The 15,577-nt window shown below is 42.5% G+C and carries 11 protein-coding genes, 1 tRNA gene, 2 pseudogenes and 1 other annotated feature; of the genes and pseudogenes, 11 read left to right on the top strand and 3 right to left on the bottom strand.

Annotated features, from left to right (window positions below):
- Nucleotides 1-98: 98 nt before the first annotated feature.
- Nucleotides 99-695 carry a cob(I)yrinic acid a,c-diamide adenosyltransferase gene (locus tag ACI2JM_RS04345; protein WP_404642386.1) on the top strand — a complete coding sequence of 199 codons (597 nt, stop codon included), beginning with the start codon at nt 99-101 and terminating at the stop codon, nt 693-695.
- A gap of 169 nt (nt 696-864) precedes the next feature.
- Here the strand turns inward: ACI2JM_RS04345 and ACI2JM_RS04340 are convergent, their stop codons facing one another.
- A complete protein-coding gene (locus ACI2JM_RS04340) occupies nt 865-1,800 on the bottom strand; it encodes a hypothetical protein (protein ID WP_238049625.1) in 936 nt (311 codons plus the stop codon).
- Nucleotides 1,801-2,237: 437 nt separating this feature from the next.
- Between ACI2JM_RS04340 and ACI2JM_RS04335 the strand changes: the two genes are divergently transcribed.
- The 9 genes from ACI2JM_RS04335 (at nt 2,238) to ACI2JM_RS04295 (ending at nt 12,168) form a co-directional block, all read left to right on the top strand.
- Nucleotides 2,238-2,966 (top strand): glycerophosphodiester phosphodiesterase, encoded by a 729-nt coding sequence (locus ACI2JM_RS04335; protein ID WP_238049623.1) that lies wholly within the window; start codon nt 2,238-2,240, stop codon nt 2,964-2,966.
- A gap of 449 nt (nt 2,967-3,415) precedes the next feature.
- On the top strand, nt 3,416-4,594 hold the full coding sequence (locus ACI2JM_RS04330; RefSeq protein ID WP_404642638.1) for an acyl-CoA desaturase: 1,179 nt from the start codon (nt 3,416-3,418) through the stop codon (nt 4,592-4,594).
- Between the two features lie 323 nt (nt 4,595-4,917).
- Entirely contained in the window at nt 4,918-6,384 is a 1,467-nt protein-coding gene (locus tag ACI2JM_RS04325) for a YdiU family protein (protein WP_404642384.1), read from the top strand.
- 359 nt (nt 6,385-6,743) lie between these two features.
- Nucleotides 6,744-9,065, top strand: coding sequence for an NADP-dependent malic enzyme (locus tag ACI2JM_RS04320; protein ID WP_060491229.1), 2,322 nt, complete (start codon nt 6,744-6,746; stop codon nt 9,063-9,065).
- Between the two features lie 207 nt (nt 9,066-9,272).
- Nucleotides 9,273-10,460: a tRNA nucleotidyltransferase gene (locus ACI2JM_RS04315; protein WP_404642382.1), complete on the top strand. Its 1,188-nt coding sequence runs from the start codon at nt 9,273-9,275 to the stop codon at nt 10,458-10,460.
- Complete coding sequence (locus ACI2JM_RS04310; RefSeq protein ID WP_404642380.1) at nt 10,454-10,639, top strand: SDR family oxidoreductase; 186 nt, start codon at nt 10,454-10,456, stop codon at nt 10,637-10,639. The genes ACI2JM_RS04315 and ACI2JM_RS04310 overlap by 7 nt, the downstream gene beginning before the upstream one ends.
- Nucleotides 10,640-10,734: 95 nt before the next feature.
- A tRNA-Ile gene (locus tag ACI2JM_RS04305) sits at nt 10,735-10,811 on the top strand.
- A 171-nt stretch (nt 10,812-10,982) separates the two neighbouring features.
- Entirely contained in the window at nt 10,983-11,456 is a 474-nt protein-coding gene (locus ACI2JM_RS04300; RefSeq protein WP_404642378.1) for a hypothetical protein, read from the top strand.
- A gap of 22 nt (nt 11,457-11,478) precedes the next feature.
- On the top strand, nt 11,479-12,168 hold the full coding sequence (locus tag ACI2JM_RS04295) for a tyrosine-type recombinase/integrase (protein ID WP_404642376.1): 690 nt from the start codon (nt 11,479-11,481) through the stop codon (nt 12,166-12,168).
- Between the two features lie 10 nt (nt 12,169-12,178).
- Here ACI2JM_RS04295 and ACI2JM_RS04290 read toward each other — a convergent pair.
- Nucleotides 12,179-13,131 (bottom strand): annotated as a pseudogene (locus ACI2JM_RS04290) (IS3 family transposase).
- Nucleotides 12,740-12,856: a sequence feature (AL1L pseudoknot), on the bottom strand. Its footprint overlaps the pseudogene before it by 117 nt.
- Before the next feature lie 197 nt (nt 13,132-13,328).
- Here ACI2JM_RS04290 and ACI2JM_RS04285 point away from each other — a divergent pair.
- A pseudogene (locus ACI2JM_RS04285) lies at nt 13,329-13,664 on the top strand (MFS transporter); the annotation flags it as partial.
- Between the two features lie 506 nt (nt 13,665-14,170).
- Here ACI2JM_RS04285 and ACI2JM_RS04280 read toward each other — a convergent pair.
- Nucleotides 14,171-15,568 carry an FAD-binding oxidoreductase gene (locus ACI2JM_RS04280; protein ID WP_404642636.1) on the bottom strand — a complete coding sequence of 466 codons (1,398 nt, stop codon included), beginning with the start codon at nt 15,566-15,568 and terminating at the stop codon, nt 14,171-14,173.
- Nucleotides 15,569-15,577: the final 9 nt, after the last annotated feature.

Here is a 15,577-nt window from a genome sequence, read left to right as displayed (position 1 = left end):
AAACCTAACCCATTATCTTAGCGAAAACAGCCATAAAATACTACAATGAGCCCGCAACTAACATCATTCAATCATAAAAAACTGTTAAGGATTTAGATATGGGCAATCGTTTAAGCAAAATATATACGCGTACTGGAGATGACGGTAGCACTGGCATGGCAGACGGCAGCCGCGTCAGCAAAGCAGATAATCTATTTAGCGTAATGGGTGATATCGACGAGCTTAACTCACACATTGGTCTGGTACGCGCTCAATTACAGCATAATAAAGGGCAATCTATAGAGAAAGAATTTTCTCAAGCGTTAATCATCATTCAGCATTTATTGTTTAATATCGGTGGTGAGCTGGCTATGCCACAATATGAAGGCGTCAATGCCACTCACATTACATGGTTAGAACAGCAAATTGATGCGATGAATATGACCTTGCCGCCGCTAAAAGATTTTATCTTGCCCACAGGTTCGGTATTGGTCAGCCAACTGCACGTTGCGCGTACAGTCTGTCGCCGTGCAGAGCGCCAAGCAGTGCTATTGCAGCAAGAGCGTCCACAAGCGATTCGCAGTACGGCCGTGAGCTTTATCAATCGCTTATCGGATTGGTTGTTTGTCGCTGCTCGCTTTTGTACAGATCCCAATAAAGTCTCTGAAGTCTTATGGGACAGTCAGGTATTACAAAAATTCGCTGATAAAAAATAATTACGCAGGACTACTTCAGTGGACTAAAACGCTAAAAGCAGACCCTAGAATTAAGCCCTAGAATAAAATATAAAAAAGCCCGCAACCTTAACACTGCGGGCTTTTTATTGACTAATCGATACTATTCAATCACGACAATATGGTTCGAAAACAGCTCAAATCTTACTAATTAGTAAGTAGCGCTGTCATCTTCAATAATGACCATATCGATACTTTCATCTTTAGGTACTGATTTCGGTACAGCTGGTGTGGCTGGGGTTTTGACCTCAGGAGTGGCTGACGCGCTGCTATCCGTATTACTACTGCTTGGATTGTTGATAGTCGGCGGCGTGGCAGGCTGAGTAGGACGAATCGGCTCAACTGGCTTGACTACTTGAGGCTGACGAACGGGTGCTGACTGACTGTCATCGTTTTGTGCTGCACGGCGCTCTGCGCTACGTTGGGCACGCTGCTCATCCATCGCTGATTTAAATACAGAACCTGCCATCACATCGGCGACCACAGTAATCAATGCTGGCTGCCCAGCAATACGTGTGCGTACTTGACCGCCTTGAGTACCAACGACATAAGTAAAGGCATCATCAACCAACATGTTGTTATTGATACGGATGTTATTTTGCGCTAAGCGTGATTGTAGGCTCGGTAGATTGTTGGCTGCTTGTACTTGACTGGCTTGATACAAATCTTCGCTTGGTAACGTCATGCTCACGCTTGCCTGACAAGTCGTCATACCATTGTCATTGGCTGCTTGTAATACTGCAGCATTTTGTACATCAATCACAATGCCGTTGGTTTTATTAGTGATAGCGCCGCTAGCGAGACTGATCTCTGCATCATTTGCGTAGTTGGCAGCCAGCGTTTGTGCTTGTTGATTGAGCGTGTTTTTTAGAGCCGTTTTGAGACGATCTTGTACCATTGGGTCATCACAGCTCACCGCAGTAGCTGCGGTGTTTTCAGTAGACGCAGACTCTTGCTCTGTGAGCTCTGCCGTCTCGGTGGTATCTTCCTTCTCTGAGCGATCACAGCCAGCAAGCGCTAAACCACATACCATGCCAATACCAGCCACTTTATACCACTTGCTCACGTTTTTATTTGCTACGCTCATATTTCTTTTGCTCCCAATTTACTAATACGTACCGCCACTGATGGACAGTGATTGATGTTCAAACCGCAACCCTAGCTGCCCTAGGTTTGAAAACCAGATTATTATACGGTGTTTAAATAAAATGTTCATTAGTGTAGCCCATGGATATACAAATAACGCCCTTCATTATAGGTAAAACCTGTATTTAGTTGCAAAAACATAACAAATACATACTTATGAATTCGTTATAAATACGCTTTTAGACTACCGCGATTAACTAGGTCTGTTGAATGTTTGACAGACAGTAAACCTATTCTAAGATTTCGCTCAGCTCATCTCTATAAAGTTTTTGGATAAAAGGAACCACATAGTAATATTGCTTTATCGAGCAAATTTTATTAGACGCTGTTGTTTTAGCACTATATGATTGCGCGTATCACTAACCAACCATATAAATTATGATAAATTTCGAAAACACGCTTTTATTGGGTCATCGCGGTGCGCGTGGCGAAGCATTAGAAAATACCTTTTCAGGCTTTGAGTACGCTCAACGTCTCAACACTCAGGGTTTAGCAGGGGTTGAGTTTGATGTACAACTGAGTGCGGATGGTCATTTAATCGTGTTCCATGATGACACGCTGCAACGCATGTGTGGTCAGCAAGCACGTGTTGATCAGTTAAATCTTGCTGAGATTCAACGCCATTCGCAGTTTGGTCATCAGATTATGACATTAGGGCAGGTAGTGCCGTTGCTAAAGGGCTTTACTGATATTGAACTGGAGATTAAAACGCATGACCGTACTGATTATGCTAAATTGGTAAAAGCATTGACACACAACCTCATCGATAGCCCACTTGCCAAACTACCCATTGTGCTGACCAGTTTCGATGTAGAGCTACATGTTCGCTTACAACGTCATCCATTACTAAAGCATATCTCTCGCGGCTTGCTCATTCGCACACCTGAAGTCTTAATGACTGCACCGAATACCGCCTTGCAACTTGGCTGTATTCAGCTAGGTATCCACTATCCGCTGATTAGTCGAGCAGTCATTAAACATAGCCACTGTCATGGCTTGCCAGTGAGTGCGTGGACGGTCAATGATATTGACACGATTAAACAGCTGATCGCATGGCAAGCTGACGTTATCATCACTGATTATCCAAGTCATTTACTGCTGGGTTAATAAGCATCGCCTTTATTTGATTTATTTAAAATCATCTACATATCTACGGTGTTACTTACACTTCTCCTCAATGCCTGATAAGTCATCCATTATTTTCGTTAATACATTCCATAATCAATACAAGTTATTGTTATTTAGCAATATTTTTACAGTGTATAACTGTTCACTTTATTGATTTTTTAAGGTATCATATAGGCTTAAATTAATACCGCTAGGGATATTATATGATTGCAAAAAAAGCACTTGGCTTACCGCTTAAAGGCTTACGTTTCGCTATCAAATCTGGTGATACGCTTATCAAAGCCGCCAGCACTCAAGCCACACGTTTTAAGACACGTTTTGACGAGAGTAAAACTGCAAGCTCGCTTAATGAGCAGCCTGTTGCCAAACGCAACTACGCCCATGCTGCGGGAGAGCAAGATGTCTCTACTAAAAAAGACAGCATTGATATGCGCGAGTTTGAGTTTACAAAAGCGCCGATCAACTGGATTCCAGCGACTATCTTGGTAGCCACACCTATTGCTGCTGCGATCATTACACCATGGTATTTGTTTACTCATGATGTTAGCGCGCCAGTTTGGGGCGTATTTGGTGCCTTTATGGTATGGACAGGCATTAGTATTACCGCTGGTTATCATCGCCTGCTATCGCATCGTGCTTATAAAGCGCATCCAATCGTCAAAAACTTTTTATTGCTAGGTTCCACCTTTGCCGTACAAGGTTCAGCATTTGATTGGGTTTCTGGTCACCGTACGCATCATCGTCATGTCGATGACCGCTTAGAAGACCCGTACTCAGCAAAGCGTGGCTTTTTCTTTAGTCATATGGGCTGGATGCTACGCAATTATCCTAGCGGTAAATTTGACTATAAAAATATCCCTGACCTAACCAAAGATAGAACCTTACAGATTCAGCATAAATATTACGGTCTCTGGGTTGCGGCATTGAACATCGGTGCAGTCGCTGCGATCGGTTGGTTATTGGGTGATGTTTGGGGTACTTTGGTCATCGTAGGCTTACTACGTCTGGTACTGACGCACCACTTTACCTTCTTTATTAACTCGCTATGTCATATGTTTGGCACGCGTCCTTATACGGATACCAATACTGCTCGCGATAACTTCTTCTTAGCTATCTTTACGTGGGGTGAGGGTTATCATAACTACCATCACTTCTTCCAATACGATTATCGTAACGGTGTAAAATGGTGGCAGTATGATCCTACTAAATGGTTGATTGCTGGCCTATCAAAGCTGGGCTTAACCAGTGAGCTACGTACCGTTGATGACACCACTATCAAGCATGCAGAAGTACGAATGCAATTTAAAGCGGCTCAGCAGCAAATCGATACAGCAGCAGTAAGCGGCATTGATCTTCCTCATGCGATGAAGAGCTTCCAAGACCGTATTAAGTTTGAATATGATGCCTTTATGCAGACTGTTGAAGAATGGCAAGCACTCAAAGCCAAAACGATTGAGCTGAAAAAGACAGAATATGCCGATCGCTTGCATGAAGTGGAAGATGAGCTAAAGCATGACTATGCCAAAATTGAACAGAAAATCCTTGAGCATAACAGCAACTTAAAAACCGCGTTTCGCTCTATCGGAATCAGTAAAAAAGCGGCATAATCGCTGATTATTAAACTGTATTTTATTACCTTTGTGATGGACGATAATTGTAAAGCTTCTCTTTCCCTCTATCTGCTACAGATAGAGGGATTTTTTTGCTCATCTTTTATAGATCGTGTCGAACATTGATTTATAGAAATCAAAAGGACAAGTGGAAGCAATATCTTTGTTTGATAGGCTAAATGCATTCAATATTACTCATGGTTTTTGGGTGTGCTATTACAAGAGATGGACAGAGTGAAATGATGTAATATCAAGGCTATGCTATAGTGCTTTTATTGCCCCTACACTTTACTTATACTTCAAAAGCAGGAACGGCTTGTATGCGCTATCAAAATACCTATGTCAATCTAGACACTCGCCTTTATCATGAGCAACCGCCGACGCCGCTGGACAATCCACGTGCTGGACACTTCAACATGCACGTTGCACAGCAGTTAGGCTGGACAGATGATAAAGATCTGATGATACATTGGGTAGAGATACTTGGTGGTCAATACGTGCCAGCGGATTTTAAGCCATTGGCCATGGTTTATGCGGGTCACCAGTTTGGACAATGGGCAGGTCAATTGGGTGATGGGCGCGGCTTGCTGATGGCACAAGTGCTCGATAATAATAATCAATTGCAAGACTTGCACCTTAAGGGCATTGGTCTGACGCCTTACTCGCGGATGGGTGATGGTCGCGCTGTCTTGCGCAGTACTATTCGCGAGTATTTATGTGGTCATGCCCTTACACAATTAGGTGTTCCTTCCTCTAATGCTTTGGGATTTGTTGTCTCCAATACGAGGGTGCGCCGTGAGCGCATGGAAGCAGGTGCGGCATTGATGCGCGTGGCTGATAGTCACATTCGCTTAGGTCATATCGAGTGGATTGCCAGCTTTGCTCCTGATTTACTCGCTGAGTTCACTGATTATATGATCGACACTTATTATCCAGAGTGCCGTGATAGTGACGCTCCCATACTGACATTTTTAACCACGGTGGTTGAGCGAACCGCACGAATGATTGCTGACTGGCAACTGATTGGCTTTGCGCATGGCGTGATGAATACTGACAACCTCTCTATCACTGGTAGCACCTTAGACTTTGGTCCATTTGGTTTTATGGAGCGCTTCAACCCTGCTTGGATCAACAACCACTCTGATCATACTGGTCGCTACGCTTATCAAAACCAGCCAGCTATCGGTCACTGGAATCTCAATGCTTGGCTGCCACATTTTATGCGCTTAGAGGGCGTAACACGTGAGGCGTTAGCAGACTGTCTAGCGCCTTATGAGCCAACCTTTATGCAGCACTATCAGCAAGGACTGTGCCTCAAGCTTGGGCTGACGCATGCAAAAGAGAGCTTAACCTTGGCTTTTGAATGGCTAACCTTACTAGAAGACAACTTGCTAGACTATACCAATAGCTTCCGTGCGCTACTCGGTTTGGTCGCGCCGAATGGGCACCATTATGAAGAGCAGCTATTGTCAACCATGACGAATGAGCTTAGCGATGATGCCCAGCAAGTCTGGCAAGATTGGTCGACTCGTTATATGGCGCAAATACAGCAGCAGCCACTTGAGCAAGCTATCGATGATATGCAGCACAATAATCCTGTTTATGTACTGCGTAATAGTATGGCGCAGCGTGCCATTACGGCAGCAGAACAAGGACAGTTCGAAGAAGTGAATCGAGTATTCGATTTACTGGCTAACCCTTATCAGGTACAAGCAATCGCTACCCTTCTCGACACGATGCCGCCTACCCCACATGCGCCGCAAATGCCGATTAGTTGCTCGTCTTAATGATATGTTATTAAACTGCTATTCTGTAATATTTTGAAACATTATAAGATTAAGGTTGATATTTAACCCTATTTTTTGGCATTATTAATTGGCTAAATAATGAATATCATTTTACTATATTATTCTTGCCGTTCACGGCAGCTGACTAGGCAGTGAATTGGCAATAGTGCTAGAATAACTATTCCACTAGATTACTTTTTTGGCTCAATGCTTAATCGCTAATCCTGACACTTTAAATTATTAACTGTTTAGCGTCACGTTGCCCTTAGAGGATTATTATTCCATGATTTTTTGAGGGTAAAACGTTATTTTTATCTCCATTTACTTTATTCCAATTTATTCTAACCATGGCAATTATTATGAATGACGATACCACTTTGAATACGGATAACCTTAGTACAGAAAAAGAGCAGTTTGAACAAGCTGCCTTACATTATCATGAGTTCCCACGTCCAGGCAAAATCTCTGTCACCCCTATTAAGCAGTTGGCAAACCAACGTGACTTAGCACTTGCCTATTCACCAGGTGTGGCAGTTCCTTGTCTTGAGATTCAAAGAGATCCGACGTTAGCGGCTAAATATACCGCCCGTAGCAACTTGGTTGGTGTTATCACCAACGGTACAGCGGTACTGGGTCTAGGTAATATCGGGCCATTGGCATCGAAGCCTGTAATGGAAGGTAAAGGGGTTTTATTCAAAAAATTCGCAGGTATCGACGTTTTTGATATTGAAATTGCGCAAAATGATCCAGATAAATTCATCGAAGCCGTTGCTTCTCTTGAGCCTACTTTCGGTGGCATCAATCTAGAAGACATCAAAGCACCAGAATGTTTCAAAATTGAGCGCGAATTACGTAAGCGCATGAACATTCCAGTATTTCATGATGACCAACATGGTACTTCAATCATTGTTGCAGCAGCGATGCTCAACGCGCTATTGATTACTGGCAAAAAAATCGAAGAGATTAAAATCGTCTGTTCAGGTGCCGGTGCCGCCGCCATTTCTTGTTTAGATATTATTTGCGCACTTGGTGTAAACAAAAACAATATCTTTGTTTCAGATTCACGCGGTATCATTACGACTATCCGTGAAAATCTTGACGAAACCAAACAGCGCTATGCGCGTGAGACGACTGCGACCACTATCGACGAAGTGATGGATGATGTCGATATGTTCCTTGGTCTATCGATGCCTGGTACGTTATCTGAAGATATGGTTCGCCGTATGGCAAAAGACCCTATCGTCTTTGCACTTGCTAACCCAACGCCTGAGATCATGCCAGAATTGGCGCACGCCGTACGTCCAGATGTCATCATGGCAACGGGTCGCTCAGACTATCCAAACCAAGTAAACAACGCTTTATGCTTCCCTTATATCTTCCGCGGCGCATTAGATGTTGGTGCCACGACTGTTAACGAAGAGATGAAAGTCGCTTGCGTAAGAGCTATCGCTGCGATGGCACACGTTGAAGCAACGCCGACCACCAGCGCTAGAAACATTGAAAAAATGCAAAGTTTCGGTCGTGATTACCTGATTCCAGGACCTTTAGAGCCAAACCTAATCATCGAGATCGCGTCTGCGGTCGCTCAAGCTGCGATGGACTCAGGCGTTGCAACCTTACCTATCGCTGATATGCAAGCTTATCGTCAGCGTCTGTCTGAGTTTGTCTATAACTCTGCATTCGTGATGAAACCAATCTTTGCTCGCGCTAAAGCCGATCCAAAACGTATCGTTTACTGTGAAGGTGAAGACAATAATATCTTACTTGCTGTGCAAGTGGTCGTTGATGAAAAGCTAGCCCAACCTATTTTAATTGGTCGTCCTTCAGTCATCGAAGCCAATATCGAAAAACTAGGGTTACGTCTAAAAGATGGCGTGAACATCTCTATCGTCAATATCGATGACGATCCTCGTTATAAAGACTACTGGCAGGGTTACTACGAGAAGAACAAACGTCTTGGTGTGAGTATTGAACTTGCTCGTCGTGATGTTCGTCGTAAGACCACATTGATCGGCTCACTATTGGTCGAAAATGGCGCTGCAGATGGCATGGTATGTGGTACGTTTAGCCATTATCAGTTGCACTTAAAATATGTGCAAAGCGTTATTGGCAAAAAAGAAGGTGTGAACGACTTCTATGCTATGAATGCGGTACTCATGCAAGATCGTAATATTTTCATCGCCGATACTTATATCCACGAAGATCCAACGGCTGAACAATTGGCTGAAATGACTGTCTTGGCGGTTGATCAATTACGTCGCTTTGGTATTACACCACGTGTCGCACTAGTTTCTCATTCTAACTTTGGCGCTTCAAATCGCACCAGTGCTGTAAAAATGCGCAAGGTCTATGAACTGCTAACAGACATGAATGTAGACTTTGAATTCGACGGTGAGATGCAAGGTGACGCCGCGTTGAATGAACATATTCGTTTAAACAACATGCCATCAAGTCCGTTGAAAGGTGCTGCAAATCTGCTCATCTTACCAACACTTGACGCCTCAAATATTGCCTTTAACCTACTCAAGACAGCAACTGGTAGCGCCTCTATTGGTCCTATTTTATTAGGTACTAGCAAACCGGTACATATTCTCACACCATCAGCAACTGCACGTGGTATCGTCAATATGACCGCTCTTTCCGTTACTGAAGCTCAAGATTTGGCGAGCGAAAATCAGTAATATATCCTGCGCTACCTAGTAGTATGTGTTATCGAGATGGTCTCTGTTATGCATTTATAGAGACTGTCTGCTATACTAAAACCAGTCAATGCTATTAAATAGCGTTGACTGGTTTTTTTTGCTTGTTATACATTGGCTAAGACGCAACGTAGCCTTATTCAATATCAGTCATCACTTGCTCAATAAAAACAAAAGATAGAGGCATTCATGCAAATTTACCTTGTTGGCGGCGCGGTACGCGATCAACTGTTAGCACGTCCTATTAAAGATAAAGATTTTGTCGTCGTTGGTGCAACTGTTGCAGAAATGCTTGATGCAGGGTTCCAGCAAGTGGGTGCAGATTTCCCTGTATTTTTGCATCCTAATAGCCATGAAGAATACGCACTGGCACGCACTGAACGCAAAGAAGGCTTGGGGTATAAAGGCTTTAGCGTACATGCCAGTCCTAACGTCAGCTTAAAAGAGGATCTACAACGTCGAGACTTGACGATTAATGCCATGGCGATAGAAGTCACCAGCTTAACTGATGATACGCCTATCAACGGTGACGTCATTGACTATTATGGTGGAATGGCTGATATAGAAAGCAAAACCTTGCGTCATGTATCAGGTGCATTTAGCGAAGACCCTCTACGAGTGCTTCGAACCGCTCGCTTCTATAGCCGTTATTATGACCTAGGTTTTATCATTGCTGATGAAACTTTGACGTTGATGCGCCAATTGGTTGACTCTGGAGAGCTTGCGCATTTAAGTGCAGAGCGTATTTGGCAAGAATCTAGCCGTGCAACCATGCAGCTATCGCCCCAGGTATACTGGCAACAACTGTTTGAGATTGGTGCGCTCACAGAATATTTTGCCCCACTACATGAAACTTGGACTAATACTCAGATACGTGAAACGGTACAGACTGCGCTATATTTCGCAGGGCAAATGAAATTGAACTTGTCACAACGTTGGGCGCTATTAATGAGTAGCCTTAATTCATTTTTATTTACCTCAGAACATACAAATAAAAACGTAAATAAAGCAGCCAATATAAAAGGTATCAATGATATAGGCAACGCCGCTAAGGTACCAAAGGCACACACTCAATTTTCGACTCTCTTCGCTCAGCAAGCCACAAAGCTAAGCACAATAAGCCATTTAAGCGCGGCTGAAAAAATTGACCTCATACAAACTTGCGGCGCTCATAAAGAGCCTGATAAGTTATCGCAGCTATTAGTGACCAGCCACGTGTTGCAATTGGCAACACAGCACCGTCAGATGATGATAGCATTGAATAGCTTTTATGCCATTAGTATGCAGGATATTGACTCAGCACTAACAGGCCCTGCGATTGGTGCGGCATTACGACAAGCCAGAATTGAGCACTTGCAAGCAAGAAACCAATGTTAAGAAAATTTAAAAAGATGCAGCAGCGCGATATCATTGACTCAATTCCTATGCAGCGTATAGGTCGACCTGACGAGATTGTCCATAGTGTGTTGTACCTCGCACAGGCCAATTATGTTACTGCTGAGATTATTACTGTTGATGGTGGTCGCAGCCTGACATTGGCTGATAGTCATATTTGATAGAAAAGTAGAGCATCATAAAAAATATCTTGATTACTACCTATCTTTTACTTGAAAAATTAGAAAATTCAGGTATCATTGTCCGTCTAGCGTTAGGGCCCATAGCTCAGTTGGTTAGAGCAGAGGACTCATAATCCTTTGGTCGTAGGTTCAAGTCCTACTGGGCCCACCAAATTCAAACCCTTACAGTCATTGGCTTGTAAGGGTTTTTTATTGTTTAAAATTTATGTAAAAGCATTGATGTAATTATTTTTTTGATACTATCTTGATACTTTGACCCTTGTAGTAATTAAAGTATGATAACTACTAACACTATGGTTATTTGCTGCTGCATGGGTGATATATGAAGGTTAAACTTACCAAAAAATTTGTTGATTCAATAGACTATACCGCTAAAGGTACTGATATCTATATGGATGATGTATTGACTGGATTTGCACTACGTGTAGGTAAGCAGTCTAAACGCTATACATTACATAAACGCATAAATGGAAAGCTATATCGAGATGAAGTAGAAGAAACACACTTGATTACACTAACCGAAGCACGTAAAAAAGCCAGCATAATGATGGTAAATATAAAAAAAGGTATGCATGTTTATGACGGGCTTCATGAAAACTTGGAAGAGCATAAAGATAAGACTAATAATGTACCAACACTAAGAGATGCATATACCTATTTTAAATCAGTAAAGACTGAATTAGCTAAAAGTACTATTACTGATTATGATCGTCAAATACTACAGAATCTGAAAGACTGGCTAGATATATCCTTAAACGATATATCTAAGTCAATGATAAGAGATAAGCAAGCATAGTAAAGCTCAGGCTAACGCAACTATGAGAGCTCTAAGGTCAGTTTGGAATTATTGCCGTGATAGCTTTTTAGATGATAACGAAGACTTTTTAATTAAAGAGCAACCAGTACGCATACTTAACGCCAAGAAAGATTGGAATATAGTTAAGCCGCGTACTAAACATGTTGAAGAAGAATATTTAGGTATGTACCTCAAAACACTTTTGAATTATGTTGATAGAAGCTCACACATGCAAGCGCCCCATAGCAATAATGCACGAGATATCATGCTACTTTTTATGTTCACTGGTGTGCGTTTAAATGAAGCGCAGCCCTTAAAGTGGTCTGACGTCGACCTTAAAGCTGGCAGGATAGTATTTAAAGCTACAAAAAATGGTTCTAATTATCATATGCCTACTAGTAATATTCTACAGGCTATACTTAAGGAAAGGTGGAGGTTGAGTTCAGGCAAGCAATGGGTATTCCCAAGTCACTTGAAAGCCAGCGATGACCATATAAAAGATTTAAGCCGTAGTTATAAGGCCATAAGTAATCAAACAAATTTATATATTACACCACATGATTTGCGCCGCACTTTTGGAACGGTAGCTAATAACTCAAGCATCAGCTATCCAGTCCTTAAACGCTTGCTCAATCATCGTGAAGCTAAATCAAGCGATGATGTTACCCTACAGTATATCCAAGTGAACCGCCCCGACTTTATCGGAGAGTGATTTACTTGAGTCAGGCAGCGATTCCTGACAGGATTAAACTATCATAATACCGCTTTTCAAACTCAAAGGGTGACACATATCCAATCGTGCCATGTAAACGGGTTTTATTAAACCAATCCACCCACTCAAGGGTTGCCAGTTCAACATCGTTCACACCAGTCCAGTTCTGCTTTAAATAGTCAATCACCTCAGATTTATAAAGTCCATTGACCGTTTCAGCCAGTGCATTATCGTATGAATCGCCTGTTGTACCAACAGAAGCAATCACGCCGCAGTCCATCATCTTATCGGTATAGCGAATAGATAAGTACTGAACCCCTCGATCACTGTGATGAATCACATCTTTGGGATTATTTCTATCTGTTATCGCTTGATTTAATGCTGCCATTACCATATCGGTATTCATACGATTCGATACTTTCCAGCCGACGATAGCGCGAGCAAACACATCAATAATAAAAGCGGTGCCGCTTATCGTCTTGATATAGGTAAAGTCTGCCACCCAGAGCTGGTTAGGGCGATGAGCGCTAAAGTTACGATTAACCAAGTCATCAGCACGATAATAAGTTGACGGGGCAATCGGTAGTACTCTACAAATCAGCTCGATCCCATAACTACCTCTATAGTCATCAATAAACTGAACCATTATCTGGGTGGACGGCCCTTCTCCGCCTGGGCGAAAAAAGCCGCAGCCTTTCTGATGATTTCATTAGCTTGTTTAAGCTCTTTATTCTCGCGTTCAAGTTCTTTGATACGCTCTTTGTCACTTTGAGCCTGCACTGAGGCGGGAATGGTTTGGTCTATGTGCTTTTTATGCCAGGATCGCAGGGTTTCAGGTGTACAGCCAATCTTTGACGCTATGGCTTGAATCGCTGACCATGTGGAGGGATAGTCGCCAGACGCTTCAATCAGCATACGAACGGCGCGTTCTTTAATCTCAGGAGTGTAGGTTTGTCTTTTCATTGTCGTATTCTCTCAGAATGTTGAGTCTCCGACAATACCGGGGCGGTTCAGTGTTTAAAATATCATCAATATCTGCATATGCCATGTAATAACCTTACTCTGACAAGTCAGAAAATCTCTATATGCTATTATTTATATAGTGCAGAGAACTGGGGTATGAAACTTACTTTTCTTAGGTGACGCTATTAATATCGGGGTTTGTACTGTATACCCTTATTGCGATTGCTGGCGCTACCACTATCGGCTCACAAATTCTGCTCTATACTTTTGTGGCTCAATATTATCCTACCGCTGTACGTACGACGGCTATGGGTTGGGCATCAGGTATTGGGCGTATTGGTGCTATCGTAGGTCCAATCCTAACTGGTGCGCTACTCACCTTAGAGCTGACCCATCAGATGAACTTCTTATTTATTGCTATACCAGGTATTATCGCAGCCATCGCTATCTTCTTAGTGAATCTTACTGCAGCAGTGGACAGTAAACATGGTAGCGTGACACCAGCTACTTTAGATAGACCTATAGCAACCTAGGTCTGAGTCAGACTTTACTTTCGTTCAGATATTCTTTTCTTATAATTGTCAGTGTTGAGCGTACTCACAATGTGGGTACGCTTTTTTGATACTTTGAATGAAAGATTAGTCCTCTGCTGTTCATCACTTAAAATTTTCATTTGTAGATCCTTACTTTTCAAAGAACTGCTAATACTATTGATTTTGATACTCTGAATTTATTGATATAGTCTAATCCAAATAAAACTGGAACAACCCATATCATGAAAGAGTTTAGGTGATACTGTTAGTATTAGGATTTGTGAAAAACCTGTATTTAAGCTACCTCATTAAGAACTTCCAATAAATTGAAGGTACTTTTTTATTGATCATTATGTTTTACCAATATATAAAAAATAATGAAAATTTTATGATTACATTATTATGCACTGGTATGTAGACAACCCCTTAAAATTAAAGATATTAAAAAAGACGCTAGCCTTTCGGGTTAGCGTCTTTTTATTTGGGTTAAGCGTTTAGCATGCTTCTTACATATCAAAAATCTTGCCACGGTTCATAATGTTATTCGGATCAAAGACTTTTTTTACCTCTCGTAAGTACTCAATCTCTATCTCGCTGCGGCTATATTGTAAATAAGGCTTTTTAGTCATACCGACGCCATGTTCAGCTGAAACCGAACCGCCATATTTTTGCACCGTCTCAAACACGTGTTTGTTGACGATTTGACACTCTGCAAAGAAATCATCTTTGCTCATGTTCTCAGGCTTTAAGATATTAAGATGCAAGTTACCATCGCCGATATGACCGAACCAGCAGACTTCAAAGTCAGGGTAGTTGCTACTGACGATGTGATCAATCTCGGTGATAAAGTCAGGGACATAGCTTATCAGTACAGATACATCGTTCTTATAAGGCGTAAATACTGAGATGGTCTCGGAGATGTATTCGCGCAATTTCCACAGCTCTTCAGCCTGTGCCAAGCTCTGGCTCATGACACCATCGACGACCCAGCCTTGTTCCATACAATGCTCAAATATCGCCATGGCTTTATCCATGATCGGCTCGTACGGTGCTTCAAACTCTAATAGCGTATAAAATTTGGTACGGGATTCAAACGGCTCTTGTACTTGACCATGTGCCATTAGCTTATCAATCGCTACATCGTCAAAGAACTCAAATGCCGTCAAATCAATTTGTGCTTGAAAAGCAGAGAGTACGTTCATAACGTCATTAAAGCTGTCCATACCAAGCACCATAACGTTTAAATCTTGGGGCTGACGCTCAAGTTTGATTTGTGCATGAGTGACGAGTCCAAGTGTACCTTCACTACCGATAAATAACTGGCGCAGGTCATAACCCGTGGCATTCTTTACCATACCGCGGTTGAGATGCAAGATATCACCTTTACCCGTAACAACAGTCAAGCCCATAATCCATTGACGGGTCATGCCATAACGAATGACTTTGATACCGCCAGCATTGGTACCGATATTGCCACCGATTTGACTAGAACCTGCTGAGGCAAAGTCGACAGGGTAGTATAGGTCTTTAGATTCAGCAAACTGTTGCAGCTGCTCGGTGACCACACCTGCTTCAATCTCGACCATGCGATCTGCAGGGTAAAATTGTCCGATACGGTTCATTTTATCCATGCTCACGACTATCTCGCCATTAGCCGCCACGGCACCAGCAGACAGACCAGTACGGCCGCCACTAGGTGTCAGGACGACGTTGTGCTCATTGGCAAGGAGTACGATGGACTGCACTTGCTCGGTGGTCTTTGGAAAGACGATGGCAGATGCAGCTGGAGCAAAATGCTTGGTCCAGTCTTTACCCCAGTGCTCTAAGCTCTCAGCGTCGGTTTTTATTTGGCTGGCGTCGAAATCATGATCTTGTTGCAACTTTTGTATGATAATATCAACCACCCCTTGTGA

The sequence above is a fragment of the Psychrobacter sp. NPDC064578 genome, from assembly GCF_044901245.1.
Classification (GTDB): Bacteria; Pseudomonadota; Gammaproteobacteria; order Pseudomonadales; family Moraxellaceae; genus Psychrobacter; species Psychrobacter cibarius_C.
This window is presented reverse-complemented; position numbering and strand designations above follow the sequence as displayed.